The sequence below is a fragment of the Ruegeria sp. AM1 genome (assembly GCF_056540745.1).
In genome coordinates, this window is sequence record NZ_JBQFXH010000005.1 from 118,638 (window position 1) to 134,939 (window position 16,302).

General features: G+C 56.7%; 13 protein-coding genes and 1 pseudogene. 6 read left to right on the forward strand and 8 right to left on the reverse strand.

Annotated elements, in window-relative coordinates:
* Positions 1 to 50 precede the first annotated feature (50 nt).
* The 7 genes from ACR0I7_RS13160 to ACR0I7_RS13190 all read right to left on the reverse strand — a co-directional run bounded on the left by ACR0I7_RS13160 (position 51) and on the right by ACR0I7_RS13190 (position 7,755).
* Positions 51 to 1,196, reverse strand: coding sequence for an iron-containing alcohol dehydrogenase (locus ACR0I7_RS13160; protein WP_480511730.1), 1,146 nt, complete (start codon positions 1,194 to 1,196; stop codon positions 51 to 53).
* Complete coding sequence (locus ACR0I7_RS13165; protein WP_480511731.1) at positions 1,193 to 2,572, reverse strand: aldehyde dehydrogenase family protein; 1,380 nt, start codon at positions 2,570 to 2,572, stop codon at positions 1,193 to 1,195. Before ACR0I7_RS13165 ends, ACR0I7_RS13160 begins: the two co-directional genes overlap by 4 nt.
* The gene (locus tag ACR0I7_RS13170) at positions 2,569 to 3,921 is read right to left on the reverse strand and encodes a glutamine synthetase family protein (protein WP_480511733.1); all 1,353 of its coding nucleotides are present in this window, start codon (positions 3,919 to 3,921) and stop codon (positions 2,569 to 2,571) included. Before ACR0I7_RS13170 ends, ACR0I7_RS13165 begins: the two co-directional genes overlap by 4 nt.
* A 63-nt stretch (positions 3,922 to 3,984) precedes the next feature.
* A complete protein-coding gene (locus tag ACR0I7_RS13175; RefSeq protein WP_480511735.1) occupies positions 3,985 to 5,019 on the reverse strand; it encodes a TRAP transporter substrate-binding protein in 1,035 nt (344 codons plus the stop codon).
* A gap of 44 nt (positions 5,020 to 5,063) precedes the next feature.
* Positions 5,064 to 6,383, reverse strand: a complete 1,320-nt coding sequence (locus tag ACR0I7_RS13180; RefSeq protein WP_480511737.1) for a TRAP transporter large permease — start codon at positions 6,381 to 6,383, stop codon at positions 5,064 to 5,066.
* A complete protein-coding gene (locus ACR0I7_RS13185; RefSeq protein ID WP_480511739.1) occupies positions 6,380 to 6,961 on the reverse strand; it encodes a TRAP transporter small permease subunit in 582 nt (193 codons plus the stop codon). The genes ACR0I7_RS13180 and ACR0I7_RS13185 overlap by 4 nt, the downstream gene beginning before the upstream one ends.
* A complete protein-coding gene (locus tag ACR0I7_RS13190) occupies positions 6,958 to 7,755 on the reverse strand; it encodes an N-formylglutamate amidohydrolase (protein ID WP_480511740.1) in 798 nt (265 codons plus the stop codon). Before ACR0I7_RS13190 ends, ACR0I7_RS13185 begins: the two co-directional genes overlap by 4 nt.
* Before the next feature lie 111 nt (positions 7,756 to 7,866).
* On the opposite strand from ACR0I7_RS13190, the gene ACR0I7_RS13195 reads away from it, so the two are divergent.
* Both ACR0I7_RS13195 and ACR0I7_RS13200 read left to right on the forward strand, forming a co-directional pair.
* Positions 7,867 to 8,721: a MurR/RpiR family transcriptional regulator gene (locus ACR0I7_RS13195; RefSeq protein WP_480511742.1), complete on the forward strand. Its 855-nt coding sequence runs from the start codon at positions 7,867 to 7,869 to the stop codon at positions 8,719 to 8,721.
* Positions 8,722 to 9,566: 845 nt separating this feature from the next.
* Positions 9,567 to 9,994 (forward strand): annotated as a pseudogene (locus ACR0I7_RS13200) (integrase core domain-containing protein); the annotation flags it as partial.
* Between the two features lie 506 nt (positions 9,995 to 10,500).
* On the opposite strand, the gene ACR0I7_RS13205 reads toward ACR0I7_RS13200, so the two are convergent.
* Complete coding sequence (locus ACR0I7_RS13205) at positions 10,501 to 11,520, reverse strand: ester cyclase (protein ID WP_480511744.1); 1,020 nt, start codon at positions 11,518 to 11,520, stop codon at positions 10,501 to 10,503.
* 151 nt (positions 11,521 to 11,671) lie between these two features.
* On the opposite strand from ACR0I7_RS13205, the gene ACR0I7_RS13210 reads away from it, so the two are divergent.
* The 4 genes from ACR0I7_RS13210 (at position 11,672) to ACR0I7_RS13225 (ending at position 16,249) form a co-directional block, all read left to right on the forward strand.
* Complete coding sequence (locus ACR0I7_RS13210; protein ID WP_480511746.1) at positions 11,672 to 12,745, forward strand: ABC transporter ATP-binding protein; 1,074 nt, start codon at positions 11,672 to 11,674, stop codon at positions 12,743 to 12,745.
* Positions 12,746 to 12,793: 48 nt separating this feature from the next.
* Positions 12,794 to 14,005: an ABC transporter substrate-binding protein gene (locus ACR0I7_RS13215; RefSeq protein ID WP_480511748.1), complete on the forward strand. Its 1,212-nt coding sequence runs from the start codon at positions 12,794 to 12,796 to the stop codon at positions 14,003 to 14,005.
* Positions 14,006 to 14,070: 65 nt separating this feature from the next.
* Complete coding sequence (locus tag ACR0I7_RS13220) at positions 14,071 to 15,093, forward strand: carbohydrate ABC transporter permease (RefSeq protein ID WP_480511750.1); 1,023 nt, start codon at positions 14,071 to 14,073, stop codon at positions 15,091 to 15,093.
* A gap of 1 nt (position 15,094) precedes the next feature.
* Positions 15,095 to 16,249, forward strand: coding sequence for a carbohydrate ABC transporter permease (locus ACR0I7_RS13225; RefSeq protein WP_480511752.1), 1,155 nt, complete (start codon positions 15,095 to 15,097; stop codon positions 16,247 to 16,249).
* Positions 16,250 to 16,302: the final 53 nt, after the last annotated feature.

Consider the following 16,302-nt stretch of genomic DNA (forward strand, 5'->3'; position numbering starts at 1 on the left):
TCAATCGATTTAGACAGCATGGCGTGCAGACTTTCCGATTGCACAGGCGACTACAGAACCTCGCTGAATAACATACGCAGGTTTTCTTGCGTCAGCGGAACCGGATTGCCGCCACAGCTGGGGTCGCTCAGGGCTCCGGCCACCAGTCGGTCGATGTCGGGATCGGTTACCCCGAGTTCAGCGAGGCGTTTGGGAATGCCAAGGTCGGCGTTAAAGCGATCCACGAAAGAACAGAATCCGTCGAACCCGCCAGTGATACCAAGATAGCTTGCGCATGCATCAAACCTGTCACGAATGGCCGGGGCGTTGAGTTTCAGCACCGCGGGCATGCAAATGGCGTTGGTTGTGCCGTGGTGGGTATGGTGCATGGCGCCCACCGGGTGGCTTAGCGCGTGTATCGCTCCAAGCCCTTTCTGAAATGCGGTCGCCCCCATCATCGCCGCCGACATCATATGGGCACGAGCCTCCAGGTTGTCGGGTATTTCGTAGGCAATAGGCAGGTTTTCGATGACCAGACGCATACCCTCCAGCGCAATGCCCTGGCTCATCGGATGATAATGCGGAGACGAAAACGCCTCGACACAATGGGCAAAGGCATCAAGGCCAGTCCCGGTTGTGATCGCGGGCGGCATCCCAACCGTCAGCTCCGGGTCGCAGATGACAACTGAGGGAAGAACCTTGGGGTGGAAGATGATCTTCTTCTCGGCGGTTTCGGAGTTGGTGATGACGCTGGCGCGCCCCACCTCGGACCCCGTTCCGGCCGTTGTCGGTACGGCAATGTTGGGAAAGATCGCGTCGCTATCGGCACGGGTCCACCAATCGTCGATGTCTTCAAAATCCCAAACGGGACGGGTTTGCCCCGCCATAAAGGCAACCATCTTGCCCAGATCCAGCCCCGAGCCGCCGCCGAATGCGATGACCCCATCGTGGTTGCCCGATTTGAAGGCCTCGACACCGGCTGCGAGGTTTTTCTCGTTTGGATTCGGGTCCACCTCAGCGAAAAGGGCACAATCCAGGCCTTTCGCTTTTAGGATGCCCAGTGCTTGCGACGTAATGGGCAGATTTGCGAGGCCACGATCGGTAACCAGCAATGGCCTAGAGATTCCGGCAGATGCACAGGCATCCGCCAGTTCTTGGATGCGCCCGGCTCCAAAGCGGATGGCGGTGGGATAAGACCAGTTGGCAGTTGGGCTCATGATGTGACTTTCTTCAGGTGGTAGGACTTTGGGCGAGTTAGGTTGTGATAGCCGATGACGGACAGGCCGCCGCCGCGTCCAGTGTCTTTGCAACCGGTCCAGCACAAACCGGGATCCAGATAATCGGCCCGGTTCAAAAAGACGGTACCGGTTTCGATCTGGTCGCCGACGCGCGCTGCGCGTTCCGCGTCGCGAGTCCAGAGGCTGGCGGTCAGACCAAACGCGCTGTCATTCATCAGGCGGATGGCCTCTGCGTCATCCCTGACGGGCATGATGCCGACCACGGGACCAAAGCTTTCGTCGCGCATAACACGCATGTCGTGGGTGACATTGGTCAAGATTTGCGGGCTCAGATACGCGCCGCCATCATCCTCGGCAAACATGTCGATATGGGCTGTTGCCCCATCGGCGATGGCCTCAGCGATTTGCGCCCGAACTTCATCGGCAAATCGCTTATGCGCCATCGGGCCAAGCGTTGTGTCCGGGTCCAGCGGGTTGCCCAGTTTGTATCCTTTAACGATCGCCACGGCCTTGTCGACAAAGGTCTCGAACATGGTTTCATGCACATAAATCCGCTCGATCCCGCAACAGCACTGGCCCGCGTTGAACATCGCACCGTCGATCAGGGTATCAACCGCTGCGTCAAGATCGGCATCCTCCATGACATAGCCCGGGTCTTTGCCCCCAAGCTCAAGCCCGATGCCGGTAAAGGTGCCAGCGGCGGCACGCTCCATGGCCTTGCCACCCCCGACCGAGCCGGTGAAATTCACAAAGTCAAAAGCACGATCCGCAATTAGCGCCGAGGTGGTATCGTGATCCAGAAAGACATTCTGAAAAACATCCTTAGGCACGCCTGCATCGTGGAACGCCTGCGCCATCCGCTCGCCAACCAGCAGGGTTTGGGTTGCGTGTTTCAGCACCACGGTGTTTCCCGCGATCAGGGCGGGCGCGATGGTGTTGATTGCCGTCATATATGGATAATTCCATGGCGCGACGACAAAGACGACGCCATGCGGGATTCGTTTTATATAACGCTTAAAGGTATCGTCCTCGCCAACCTGGATATCCTCAAGGCTGTCTTGCGCAATGGCGGCCATGTGGCTGGCGCGTTCGTTAAAGCCGCCGAATTCACCGCCATAGCGGACCGGGCGGCCCATCATCTTTGCAAGCTCTGGCACAATGACGTCGTTCATCGCACCAACCGCAGCCACGCCCGCCATTACCAGATCAATGCGATCCTGCAAAGGGCGCGCGGCCCAATCCGCCTGTGCAGCCCGCGACCGTGCGACCGCATCTTTGGCGGCGTCGACAGACAGTGTGTCGCGGGCGGCGAAGACCGAGCCATCAATGGGGGAGATACAGGTCAGCATGCTCATGCTTTTTCAAAGCCTCTGGCAATTTCATAGTCGGTGACGACGCGGTTGAATTCTTCGATCTCCCATTCTGCGGCACGGGCGTAATGGGTCACGGTTTCTTCGCCAAAGGCTTCGCGCAACATCTGTGATCCCAAAAGCACCTCGCGCGCGTCACGCAGTGTGCGGGGAATATGGGCCGCAGCGTCATCGACATAGGCGTCGCCTTTGAACGGCTCAGGCAACGGCAGCTGCTCTTCGATCCCTTTCAGCCCCGCCGCCAACAGGGCAGCCTGTGCAAGATAGGGGTTCATGTCAGAGCCGGGTGTGCGGCATTCGATACGCACCGCTTTGGTTCCATCGCCGCAAAGGCGGAAGGCTGCGGTCCGATTGTCTACCGACCACACTGCCTGCGTCGGGGCGAAGGTACCCTTGGCAAAGCGCTTGTAGCTGTTGATATAGGGGGCGAGGAAGACTGTGATGTCGGACGCATATTTCAGCAACCCCGCCATGTAGTGATCCATCAATTTGGATTTTCCGAGCGGCGCGCCCGCGTCATAGAATGCATTGGTGCCATTCTTCCAAAGCGATTGATGCACATGCGCGGCCGAACCAACGCGATCATGGTGCCACTTCGGCAGGAACGACGCAGCAAAACCGGCTTGATGCGCGATCTCCTTGATCCCGTGCTTGGCAATTGTGTGGTGATCTGCGGTCGCCAAAGCATCCGAGTATTTGATGTTCAGCTCTTCCTGCCCGGCTTCCGCCTCGCCTTTTGAGCCTTCGACCGGAATGCCCATTGCGCGCAGATGGTTACGGATGGGCCGCATCACCGGCTCTTCTTTGGAGGTCTGGAAGATATGGTAGTCTTCGTTGTACCGGCTGATCGGTTTCAGATCGAAGCCGTTTTGCGCGATTTCATCATGGGTTCCCTGAAACAGGAAGAACTCCAGTTCGGTCGCCATCACTGGATCAAAGCCGAGCGCTTTTGCGCGGGCGATCTGCGCTTTGAGAACCTCGCGCGGCGCAAAGGGCACAGGCATATGGGTGTGGTGGTCAAGCACATCACAAAGGCACATTGCGGTTCCGTCCAGCCACGGCACGGGGCGCAAGGTCGACAGGTCGGGTTTCATGACATAGTCGCCATACCCCGCCTCCCACGAGGTTGAGGCATATCCATCCGGCGTGGCCATTTCGAGATCTGTGGCCAGCAGGTAGTTGCAGCAATGGGTTTCGTCCTCGGCAATGTCCAGGAAGGCCTCGGCGTGAAACCGCTTTCCCATCAGCCGTCCCTGCATGTCGACGATGCAGGTCAGGACCGTGTCGATCTCACCTGATGCGATCCGCGATTTGAGTTCTTCGAAGGTCAACATACGAAACCATTCCTTTTCGAAACGTACGCGCCCCGGGCACTGATCCGGGACGCGCTTGTTTGTTTACCCGTAGCGATAAGGCCGACCGGCTTTTTGCATGTCAGCATTATACTTGCGGAAAATTTCAACCACCTTGGCCTGCACCTCGCCTTCTGCTGCGATCTCATCCCAGAAGGCCACGGCGGCATTTTCGACCTGCGCCCATTCTTCGTCCGGGATTGATGTCAGCTCCATCTTGGTGCCGTTGACTCGCAGGTTGGCCTCGCCGCCCCAATACCACCACTGCCGATAGTAGTGTGACTGATCACAGCAGACGCGGAACAAGGTCTGCAGGTCCTCGGGCAGTTCGTTCCAGCGATCCATATTGGCAAAGAATGAGCCTGCCCATGCGCCCGAGATGTTATTGGTCAGGAAGTAGTTGGTCACATCGGCCCAACCCACTGTGTAGTCTTCGGTGATCCCAGACCAGGCAATGCCGTCAAGCTCGCCCGTCTGAACGGCAACCTCGATGTCTTCCCAGGGCAGCGTGACCGGCACAACGCCGAACTGGCTGAGGAAGCGCCCGGCGGTTGGGAAGGTAAAGACGCGCTTACCCTTGAGGTCATCTAGGCTGCGGATCGGGTCTTTGGTGGCAAAGTGGCAGGGGTCCCACGATCCTGCACTGATGTGCTTCACCCCAACGGCAGAGTACTGTTCGTCCCAGATTTCATTCAGACCGTACTGGTTGAACAGCACCGGAACATCCAGCGAATAGCGCGACGCGAATGGGAAATAACCCCCGAAAACAGTTACATCCGTTGGGGATGCCATTGAATCATCGTCAGACTGTACCGCATCGATCGTGCCTTGCTGCATGGCACGGAACAACTCGCCCGTAGGGACAAGCTGATCTGCATAGAACAGCTCGATCTGCATCCGGTCACCGGCGATCTTGTTGAACATCTCAATCGCGGGATCGATCACATGCGCCGCCAGCGCCGGGCCGGCATAGGTCTGCATCCGCCATTTAATTGTGGATTGGGCCAGCGCCGGTGTTGCCAGCGGGGCTGCCGCTGTGCCAACTGCGGTCGTTGTTAGGAACTTACGTCTTGTCGTCATGACTTCTCTCCTTGTTGATGAGCCTCGTGGACGAGGTCTTGATCTTAATTTCCGTAGACATACTCCGGCAGCCACAGGGCGATCTGCGGGAACACCATGATGATGGCGAGCGCGGTCACCATCACGCCGACAAAAGGGATGATCGAGCGGTAGATGTCCCGCAGCGTGATCTCAGGCGGGGCCATTGCACGCATCAAAAACAGATTATAGCCGAAAGGCGGGGTCATGTAGGCGATCTGCGTCGTGATGGTGTAAAGGACGCCATACCAAATCAGATCAAAGCCAAGAACGCCGACCAGCGGAACATAAAGCGGCGCGACGATAACCAGCATTGCTGTGTCATCCAGAAACGTGCCCATCAGAATAAAGCTGAGTTGCATCAGGATCAGAATAACCCAAGGAGACAAGCCCAACTGCTCGGTGAACAGGTTGTCTATGGCTTTCACCGCACCCAACCCGTCGAACACGGCGCCAAAGCCCAGTGCCGCAAGGATGATCCACATGAACATGCAGGAAATGACCAGAGTTTGCTTGGTGCAAGTATGAAAGACCGCCCATGTCATGCGCCGTTTCAGAATGGATGCCGCCAGTGCCGCCAGCGCGCCCAAAGCGGAGCTTTCGACAAGCGAGGTCCATCCGTTCACGAAAGGCACCATCATCGAGGCGAAGATCACCAAAGGCAGCACGCCCGCCCACAAAAGCCTGCGCTTTTCCTGTGGTGTGACATCGTCCAGATCGGTTGCCACTGGACCCAGCTCCGGATTCATTCGACAGCGCAGCCAGATATAGAGGACGAACATCGCCGCCATCATCAGCCCCGGGACAATCCCCGCAAGCCACAATTGGCCGACCGGCTGGCGCGCGATCATTGCATAAAGTACCAGCACGACCGAGGGTGGTACAAGGATGCCAAGCGAAGACCCCGCTTGAATGACCCCGGTCACCATCATCTTGTCATAGCCACGCCGCAACAGTTCTGGCAGGGCAATCGTCGCCCCGATCGCCATCCCGGCAACCGATAACCCATTCATAGCCGAAATCAGGACCATCAGCCCGATGGTCCCCATCGCCAACCCGCCATTCACATTTCCAAACCAGACATGGAACATGCGATACAGATCATCGGCGAGCCTGCTTTCGCTCAGCACATAGCCCATGAAGATGAACATCGGCAGGGTCAGAAGCGGGTACCACTTCATCAGCTTCATTGCGGCTGAGAACGGAATGTCCTGCCCGCCAGTTCCCCAAAGCGCCAGTGCCGCAATCGCCGCGATCGCACCGATCGCACCAAACACCCGTTGCCCGGCAAACAGCATCAGCATCATGGATGCGAACATGAAAAGCGCGATATGCTCCTGGCTCATGTCTTGGCCTCTTCGATGTCTCGGCCAAGCGCGCGTGCAATATCTTTGATCATTTCCGACAGCGCCTGCAGAAGCATCAGCGAAAGACCGGCGATCATGATGGCTTTGACCGGCCAGATGTAAGGACGCCAAGCGGTGGAGGAACGCTCCATTCGCCCAATGTCTTCACTGCCGGCCACCAGCCCTGAGAAGAACTCCAACGGTGCCGTGCCCCAGTAGCCCAGAGAATAGGCGGTCGAGCCCAGGGCGCCGTAGAGCAATACCCCAAGGTAGAAGATCAGAAACATCACCGTGATGGTATCGATGGTGGCTTTGCGGCGCAGCGACCAGTTCCCATAGAACAAGTCCATCCGCACATGCCCCCCGGAAAGCAAGGCATACGGCCCACCAAGCATATAGTAAGCAACCATCGCAAACTGCGCCATTTCGAGTGTCCAAAGAGACGGAAGGAAGAAAGTCTTCGAGATAGACGACCAGAGCAGAATGCCCATCAACACAAAGACGCCGTACATGACCACAAGACCAATAACCCGGCTTAATCCGTCGATGCCGCGCGAAAACGCCAGGAGGGTCTTCATACCTGCCCCCTTCCTCTGGAGAAGTTCTCCAAGGTGTTTTTGAGCCATGCACTTAGGTAGCTCGCGACAGCCTCTTGCTGGTTTGGTGTTTCGATCAGATCGTTGCGTATCTCGATCATCGCGCTGGGCAAATCATTTGCGGCCCCGTGCATGTCAAGCGTATGCGCCACACCATCGCTGGCTGCATAGGGTTCGTTCAGACGCACATCGAAGTCACCCCCCGCAGGCAGATTGGCCATCATGCCTTGTGCAAAATCTGCATCGCGCCCGTGCAAAACACCGATTTCAACATCGCGGGCGACCCCGTGAAAAACCGGCGTGAAACTGTGTACCGTAACCATCAGTTTCAGGGTTTTGCAATGCCTTGCAATCTGCCCGGCCAGCCCATCGGTGAATGGTTTATACACGCTCAGGACACGTGCCTCACGCGCTGCGGGCTCAAGGGAGTGGTTGCCGGGGATGTCAAAAACTTCGCTCCGCTCGGGAATTGCAGTTTCGGCCTCTGGCGGACGATTGCAGTCATAAACCAGCCGCGACACGGTGCCGTGGAAAAGCACCGATGCAAATTCCTTGTTCAGTGCCAGAGCAACGCCAAGCGCTCCGGGATCCCAGGCGATGTGGCTTGTTGCAACCTGCTCTGACAGTCCAAGCCTGTCCAACGCTTCAGGAATTTGGTGGGATGCATGTTCGCAAACAATCAGAACCTCTGGGGACGAAGACCCGGAAAGGACTTGGAATGGGGCATCAAAGCCCACCTGCCCCACGGTCGCATCTGATTCCGTACCAATCTCCATTGGGAAAAAGTTGACAATAATTTCCAACCTGTCAATATTTTTACGTACAAATCTTTTCAAGCCCGCCGTGCTTGTGCAAATTTTGACATCCACCACAGCAGGAATCCAAGGATGACCGTTTCGAACCAGCTCATGACGCATCGCGACGACATGACCCCGTCTGAACGGCAACTTGCCAACACATTGCTGGACGACTATCCGATCATTGGTCTGGGCAGTATTACAGAACTGGCACAGTCGGCATCCGTATCCACCACCACCGTCGCGCGTATGCTTCAGAAGATTGGTTTCGAAGGTTTCCCGCAGTTCCAGGCCGCTTTGCGGTCTGAGCTTAAAGAGATGATTTCCGACCCTGCCTCCAAGCGGAAACACCTGCAAAGCGGCTGGCCGGATGAGCACATTCTGAGCCGCTATTCCCGGCAAGCGATCGAAAACCAACATCGCACGCTCGATGAGGTCGATCCCAAGGACTTTGACAGACTCTGCAGCCTGTTGAGCGACCCCAATCGATCCATCTTTATTTCGGGCGGACGGATCACAGGCACCATTGCGCGCTTTCTGTTTCTGCATCTGCAGATGATCCGCCCCGGTGTCCGATTGGTCGCCGATGGTGGCGCATGGCCGCATGATCTGCTGGATGTCAAAAAAGGAGACGTGGTGATCGCCTTCGATGTCCGGCGATATGAGAACACAACACTGCAAATGACGCAGATGTACCATGCCAAAGAAGCTGAAATCGTGCTGTTTACTGATCAGTGGAGGTCCCCTATCCACCGGATCGCGGCGCTGACCTTCGCCGCGCGGATCGCGGTGCCATCCGCCTGGGACAGCTGCCTGCCCTTGTTGATGCTGCTGGAATGCACAGTCGCTGCAATGCAAGAGGCCATGTGGGACACAGTCAAAGACCGCACAGAAGCTCTGGAAACAGCGTTTGATCGGACCAAACTGTTCCGAAGGTTCACCTGACGCTCACCTTTGAACTTGCCACCTTACCAGCACTACATTGGCGGAGTCGTATGCCAATGCGGGTCATTCACTCGGAGACAATTCGACCGGAGAAGAGATACAAGGACATATTCATGCGCTAGTAGGTTTCAGAGGCCCAAAAGAATCGAAGCTTGGTGCGAGGGGAAGTATTTTCTGGTGCTGCGTGAGCCTGACTATCAAAAACCAAGGCTGCGTTGTCACGACGGCACAGACCTACGCCAAGCAGACAGAGCCTGATACGTTAACGAGTGCCACCTTCACATTCTTCATAAATGTGATGTAGGATGGAACACCTTTTGGCTGATCAAAGTTGCCAGCAACTACGGAGTGTTTCACCTTTCAGCCCTCTCGTGTTGGCCACATGGCAGGTAGGCAGGAGCAAGCGACTTCGTCGTTTAAACCTGCCCATCAGCCCTGATTTTCCACAGGTGGAATCGGATCAAACGAAACTGTCTGCGGGAGCATGAAATGGAGGCCCCGGGTTAGCTTATTGCGCAAAGGTCAATTTCGCCGAACGTTCAACAAGCATGTCAGGCGACACATAGTTTCGCCATTCACCGACAGCCAAATCTTTGATTTCAAGATATCCTTTTCTTCGTGGACGCACAGATTTTGCCATTTGCGCCTCAAAGGCCTTCCATCGACATCGACCGCTATTTGTTCGCCAATTGAGCGGAAACAGTGTCGGCGGGGACTATTGCCGGTATGAGGCAATACTCAACCTCAACCCGTCTGGAATACTTAAACCCCTATGACTCCACCGGATCTATAGCTTCTCCTTGCTCATAGTTCAGAATCATAATCTTATCGTTTTCCAGTCGGATATACAGGCGGAAGATGTGACGGACACGCTGGACTTGGCGTTGCAGGCGTCTTGCTGCGATCAGGTGCATGTCGTTCACAAGCCACGCCTGCTCAGCGACAATGGATCCAGTTACGTCTAAGGTGATCTGGCCGAGTGGCTGCAGGACAAAGGCATGAAGCACTCACGTGGTGCGCTGTACCACCCGCAAACCCAGGGCAAGATCGAACGCTGGCACCAAACCCTCAAGAACCGCATCCTGCTGAAAACTATTTCCTGCCCGGCGACCTCGAAGCTCAGATCACGGCGTTCGTCGCGCATTACAACCATCAGCGATACCAAGAGAGCATCAACAACGTCACACCCGCCGACGTCTACTTCGGCCGGGACAAAGCCATTCTCAAACAACGCGAAAGGATCAAACTCTCGCTTAGTTCAAGCCGACATTAATCCCAAAACCCTGACGACGGACAGCCTTACGAGACTGCCCCAACCGCGCTACGACCTTAGCCAAGAGCTGTTGCTCCGCAACAGGTGGTTTTTTCTGCCTACGGTACTTGGGAGCCTCGTCAGCAAAAATCACCGACTTGATGTATGAGGCCAATGGCATCGACCCGGCTTACCGTTCTAGTCGTTCGCGTTCGTCATCGGTCAGACGAAGTGAAAATGATGGTTTGCGTTTCGCAGGTTGTGGTTCCGGTTGGATCATGGTCTTGGCCCCCGCAAAGCTGGTACCTTCGAAGCTCCGGTTTCGAATGTTCTCAACCTATGAGTCAACTCAGGGTCGGATTGCAGATACCGTTCCCATTCCTCCAAATTTTCCAGTAAGTCATTGAGGTCAAAGTGTTCTAGGTAATTTTTTACCCAGTGCACCATCCCTATTCTCTCTCGTCGTTACAAGCATCAGAGCCGCGCGTGGTCTGGTCAGATTTCGTCTGAGTGTGCAGGTGCGCCCTCTATTCCGAGGGTGGCTCTGCCCCTGTGGCGCGGGCCAGAAAATCGATGCCCTGCCCCTTCCAGAAATGCAGCAAGTCAATGAATATCCAGTTCTCGGCCAGCTTGTCGCCCGCGCGGCGATAGATATCGATCACCCGGAATTCACCCGCTTTTTCAGAAGGCGGCATCCCCATGAACGGGGCCGAGGGCGTCGCCGTGAAATTGGGCCAGCCAAAGAACCCACCATAGTGACCTTCGGCCAGACGGCAGAGATGTTTGGTTTTCGACCGGTTGCTGAAGGCGGCGCGGAATGGGCCTGAATGCTGCTTGGCATAGCGTTCGATCGTGTAGGTCGCGCCGATCCCTTCGGGCCCCCACCAGATCATGTCCTGATGCCAGGTCCGGGCAAGCTCATCCTCGAGCGACAGCCCGCTGTCCCATTGACCCAGATCCGAGATCATCGCGTTGATCACCGCCAGGGTTCTGACGCCTTCCTGAACGGGCTGTTCCTCCAGCAGCAGGCCATCATGGGGCATCGGACCGGGCTGCACCAGATGCGCGGCTGTTTGCGGCCGGAACGGGTTCTGCCCGGCCTGTACCATCAGATGTGGTATGTCAAAATACATGGCCGTCTCGACAATTCGGTCGCTGTCGACCTTGTAAAAGGCGCAATAGCGCAGAAAGGCGAGCTTGCCGGTCGGGCTGATGTTCAGCCAGGGGTGGTCAAACAACCCCATCAGGTGCCCCATGGACACCACCCAGACATCCGGCCCGTCGCGCAGAGAGTTCTGCCCGGCAAACAGAATATCGACGCGGTTCCGCAGCTGCGTCATGCTGTTTTTCAGCGGTTGCCAGAACTGCCGCGCAACTTGTTCCGCACCGGTAATCTGGTTGAACGGATGGAATCCCCGCCAGACCAGTTCAGGTGCGCAGAATTGGGTCATGACATCCGGAAGATCGCGCTCGGCGGCGGATTCGAGTGCAGCATGGAACGCGGAGACAGTGTTTTTTTCGGTTTGAAAGCTCACGGTTTTTACCATTGTAATCAGGTCCTTAAGAGCTTCGATCAGCTCGGTGAATCAAGGATTTCAGGCATGATTGCATACGTATGCAAAAAAGTCTTGCCTGATTTGATACATGCGAATTACAGTTTTGCAAACGTATGCAAAACGATTCCTTGCAGGGGGTAGCATGGCGGAAATTCAATTGCGGAACGTCGGCAAGCGCTGGGGCAATTTTGTGGGGGTCCATAATTTCGACCTGACGATCGCCGATCGCGAGTTTCTGGTGCTGCTAGGCCCCTCGGGCTGTGGCAAGACCACCACGATGCGGATGATCGCGGGCCTTGAAGACGTGACCGAGGGCGACATCCTGATCGACGGCAACGTGGTCAACGATCTGGAGCCCAAGGATCGCGACGTGGCGATGGTGTTTCAGAGCTATGCGCTCTACCCGAACATGAATGTTTATGAAAACATCAGGTTCCCGCTGAAGGTGCGGGGCATCGACCCGTCCACCCATGACGAAAAGGTGCGCCGTGCCAGCGCGATGGTGGAACTGGATGAGTTTCTACACCGCAAGCCGGCCGAATTGTCGGGCGGTCAGCGTCAGCGGGTGGCCCTGGCCCGGGCAATCGTACGTGAGCCCAACGTGTTCCTGATGGACGAGCCGCTGTCAAACCTGGATGCCAAGCTGCGGGTCTCGACCCGCGCCCAGATCAAGAACCTCAGCCATGAGCTGGCCGTTACCACGATCTATGTGACCCACGATCAGATCGAAGCCATGACCCTGGCCGACCGCGTGGTTGTCATGAAACAAGGTGTCGTGCAGCAGGTTGGCAGTCCGACCGAAATTTATGACCGGCCCGCGAACACCTTTGTCGCCAGCTTCATCGGCTCTCCGGCAATGAACCTGATGGATGGCGAGGTCAGTGGCGGCATGTTCCGCGCCGAGCATGTCGAGATTCCGGTAAATGCAGCGGATGGGCCGATGACGCTGGGCTTTCGCGCCGAAGATGCGAGCGTCGCTGCAGGCCAAGGACAGATCACAGCTCCGATCTACACGCTGGAACTGTTGGGCGATGCCACCATGATTTCGGTGCGCGTTGGCGGTGCGCTGGTCTCAGTCAAGGCCGACAAATCCTTCCGCGCCGAGATTGGCGAGACGATCTCGTTCTCGGTGCCGCAAGAAATCTGTCACCTCTTCGAAGCTGGAAGCGGTGCGCGGATCGGGGAAGAACCCCACGAACAGCCCATACGGGCATAACACCGGTCCGGACGTCGACGACGGACCGATCCTGACAGGGAGAGATGCATGAAACTCAAGACAATCCTGATGGCAGGTGCCATGTCGCTGGCTGCAAGCGGTGCATGGGCAGCTTGTGCTTACGAAAACACTGTCGAGCTGAAGTCGCTGTCAGCCGGATTCGAAGCCTGGAAGGCTGTCACCGATGCTATGGCTGAATGTGGAAACTTCAACGCTTCGCTGGATCAGGAGTTCCGCGAGAAACAGCCTGAGGCGTTCGCCGCTGACCCGTCGCTTTATCAAATCGGTGGTGTATCAAACGCGACAGTGGTTCCGCTGCTGAATGCAGGTACAATCCGCCCGCTGGATGATCTTGTTGAAAAATATGGTCAGGACCTGCTGCCAAACCAATTGATCAAGGTCGATGGCAAGGTTATGGCAATTGCCTTCATGGTGAACGCGCAACACCTGATGTATCGCAACGATGTTCTGGCCGATCTGGGCATCGAAGAACCTAAGACTTATGCCGATGTTCTGGCCGCAGCTGCAAAGATCAAAGACGCAGGCGTCATGGACTACCCGATCGGAGGAACATTCAAGACCGGTTGGAACCTGGGTCAGGAATTCGTCAACATGTATCTGGGCGAAGGTGGCGCGTTCTTTGGCGACGGCAACATGCCCGCTATCAACAACGAACAAGGTGTGGCGGCGCTGGAAACGCTGAAGGCTATGACCGAGTACATGGATCCTGAGTATCTGGTCTCGGATTCCACCTATGTTCAGCAGCAATTCCAGCAGGGCAAGATCGCCATGGCTAACCTGTGGGCAAGCCGGGCTGCTGCGATGAATGATGAGGCCGAAAGCCAGGTTGTCGGAAAGGTCACTATGGCATCCGCTCCGATGGGCTCTTCGGTTCCGGCCACCACCGTTTGGTGGGACGGCATCGTACTAGCTTCGAACATGAGCGATGAAGAAGCTGAAGCTGCATTTCAGGTCGCGCTGGAAGGTATCGACGCAGAGGTGGTTGGCGCCAACAACGACACCGCCGTCTGGCTGAGCACGGCTTACACGCCGGGTGATCTGGCCGCAGGCGCTGCGGCCTCTGCCGAAGGCGGTGCCAAGGCCTATCCGGCCTCCGGCCCGATGGGCATTATGCACACCTCTCTGGGCAATGGTCTGGCCGATTACCTGACCGGTGCCAAAGACGCCCAGACCACGCTGGCCGATATCGAGGCGGACTACATCACTGCCGCCAAAGAAGCCGGCTTGATCAGCAACTGATCCTATTGCGGGAGGGCACGGCCCCTCCCGCATTTTCCCCTGAGAACCATGAGAAAGGCAGAGCCATGAATTTCCGGACATTTGCCGCCTTCGTCGGCCCCTCTGTCTTTATGATGCTTCTCTTTATCGCGTTCCCCTTGGTCAGCGTTTTTCAACAGAGTTTCTATGTCACGCAACCCGTCTATGAGACGGTTGAGAAAGAAACCTGTACGCCGGGTTTTCTGACCCAGACCTGTGTGACCGAGCAGGTGTCTCAACCTGTACTGGACGAGCATGGCGAGATCGTCACCAGGACCGAATATGTCGGGCTAGAAAGCTATCGCAACGTACTGGAACCCGAACGCGCGTGGCGTGCGATCAGCGACGGTCAATGGAGTGTCCTGTCCACGATCAATTTCTGGAAGGCGCTGCGGTTCACGCTGACTTTCACTTTGATCACGCTGCCGCTGGTCGTCGGGTGTGGTCTGGGTATTGCGGTGCTGATCAACAACGCAGCCAAGTCGATCCGGGGGCCCGTGATCTTTGTGTCGCTTTTGCCTTTCATCATCACACCAGTCATCGGTGTCTTGTCTATCAACTGGCTGTTCAGAGGTGACGGTATTCTGACCGCGCTGATGGAATGGTGGCTGAACCGTGATATTGCCCTGTTCGCACAAGCCTGGACCATTGAAGTTCTGATGATGCTCTACCGCGTCTGGCATGTGGCACCGTTTGCAGCCATCATCTTTTATGCGGGTCTCCAGACGGTTAATCAGGACAGTCTGGAAAGCGCCGTGATCGATGGGGCGACCCGCTGGCAGCGCATGAAATATATCGTCATCCCGCATCTTATGCCGCTGATTATCTTTGTGTCGATGATCCACCTGATGGACAGCTACCGGGTGTTCGAAGAGATTGTCGGCTTCTCAAGCCAGGGCTATGTCATCTCGCTGCAATGGCTGACCTTTGACTATCTGACGCCAGATCAGGCGGGCAACCGATCGATCAGCCGCGCCTCGGCCAGTTCGATGCTGACCATGATCGGTGTCGTCGTCCTGCTTATCTTCCCGCTACGCCGCACCTGGCGTGATCACAAAGGAGGTCACTGATATGTCCTCGCGCGCGCTTCGCCAGCCTTTCAGCCTGCGGCTGACCTCAAACATCTTCCTGTCGCTCTGGTGCCTGATCGCAGCCTTCCCGATCTTCTGGATCGTGGTGATGAGCTTTAAGTCACCGGTGGATGCCTTTGACAGCAACGCGTTGAATGTCATCTTTGGCCCGGCCACGCTGAGCGTAGGCAAAGGCCTGTCGCTGCTGGATATTCTTCTGGGCATTGCCGTCATATGGGCGACCATCCTGGCGGCGACTAAGACTCTGCCTTCTATGGTGAAATCCTATTCCAAACCGGGGCAGGAATGGTTTGGCTGGCTGATCGGCATTCTGGCGATGCTGGTGGGCTTTCTGCTGGTGTTCTTTGTGGTGCTGCCTGCGGTTCTGAACGTGCTCAACCCGCTGTTTGGTCCGCTGGGTCGGGATGTGCTGGGCCTGACGACCGAGCATTACAAGACCGTGTGGATTGATCGCGGCTTTTCGAACAACTTCAAGAACTCGCTGATCGTAACCGCCGGTGTTGTCACCGTGTCGCTGACGGTCGGAACGCTGGCGGGGTATGGCCTTGCTCGGTCGGGCTCGACCCTGGCGTTCTGGATTCTGATCGTCGCTCTGGTGTTCCGGGCCCTGCCGCATTCCGTTCTCGTGGCCGGTTACCTGCCGGTCTTCATCAACTCTGCCGAATGGCTGAGCCCCATTCTGGGCGAAAACGCCCCGACACTGTATGGCAAGCCCTTTGCCGTCATCGCGGTGCTGGTGGCGATCAACCAGCCATTTACCATTTGGATGCTGCGCTCGTTCTTCCAGAATATCCCGGCCGAACTGGACGAAGCCGCCCGTGTCGATGGCTGCAGCCATTTTCAGGCCTTCCGCCGGGTGATCATGCCGGTGATGTGGCCGGGGGTGATCACCACCGGGCTGTTCAGCTTCCTGCTGGCCTATAACGACTTTCTGGTCACGGCGCTGCTGCTGGATGCGCAGAACCAGACCATGGTGCCTGCCATCGTGGGCATGTTCAACCGCGAGACCACCACAACCGATCAGGTGGTCGCCGTGGCCGCCGCCGTCTCGATCACCGCGCCGCTGATCTTCCTTGTGCTGATCTTCCAGCGCCAGATTGTCAGCGGTCTGACCGCAGGGGCGGTCAAAGGCTGATGAGCAACCACGCCCGCCATAACGCCATGTCACGCCATCCGGCTCTGAACAGG

Excerpts from the sequence above, each read along its gene's own strand:
- ACR0I7_RS13160 (WP_480511730.1), bottom strand. The coding sequence starts at position 1,196 with ATGAGCCCAACTGCCAACTGGTCTTATCCCACCGCCATCCGCTTTGGA.
- ACR0I7_RS13165 (WP_480511731.1), bottom strand. The coding sequence starts at position 2,572 with ATGAGCATGCTGACCTGTATCTCCCCCATTGATGGCTCGGTCTTCGCC.
- ACR0I7_RS13170 (WP_480511733.1), bottom strand. The coding sequence starts at position 3,921 with ATGTTGACCTTCGAAGAACTCAAATCGCGGATCGCATCAGGTGAGATC.
- ACR0I7_RS13175 (WP_480511735.1), bottom strand. The coding sequence starts at position 5,019 with ATGACGACAAGACGTAAGTTCCTAACAACGACCGCAGTTGGCACAGCG.
- ACR0I7_RS13180 (WP_480511737.1), bottom strand. The coding sequence starts at position 6,383 with ATGAGCCAGGAGCATATCGCGCTTTTCATGTTCGCATCCATGATGCTG.
- ACR0I7_RS13185 (WP_480511739.1), bottom strand. The coding sequence starts at position 6,961 with ATGAAGACCCTCCTGGCGTTTTCGCGCGGCATCGACGGATTAAGCCGG.
- ACR0I7_RS13190 (WP_480511740.1), bottom strand. The coding sequence starts at position 7,755 with ATGGAGATTGGTACGGAATCAGATGCGACCGTGGGGCAGGTGGGCTTT.
- ACR0I7_RS13195 (WP_480511742.1), top strand. The coding sequence starts at position 7,867 with ATGACCGTTTCGAACCAGCTCATGACGCATCGCGACGACATGACCCCG.
- ACR0I7_RS13205 (WP_480511744.1), bottom strand. The coding sequence starts at position 11,520 with ATGGTAAAAACCGTGAGCTTTCAAACCGAAAAAAACACTGTCTCCGCG.
- ACR0I7_RS13210 (WP_480511746.1), top strand. The coding sequence starts at position 11,672 with ATGGCGGAAATTCAATTGCGGAACGTCGGCAAGCGCTGGGGCAATTTT.
- ACR0I7_RS13215 (WP_480511748.1), top strand. The coding sequence starts at position 12,794 with ATGAAACTCAAGACAATCCTGATGGCAGGTGCCATGTCGCTGGCTGCA.
- ACR0I7_RS13220 (WP_480511750.1), top strand. The coding sequence starts at position 14,071 with ATGAATTTCCGGACATTTGCCGCCTTCGTCGGCCCCTCTGTCTTTATG.
- ACR0I7_RS13225 (WP_480511752.1), top strand. The coding sequence starts at position 15,095 with ATGTCCTCGCGCGCGCTTCGCCAGCCTTTCAGCCTGCGGCTGACCTCA.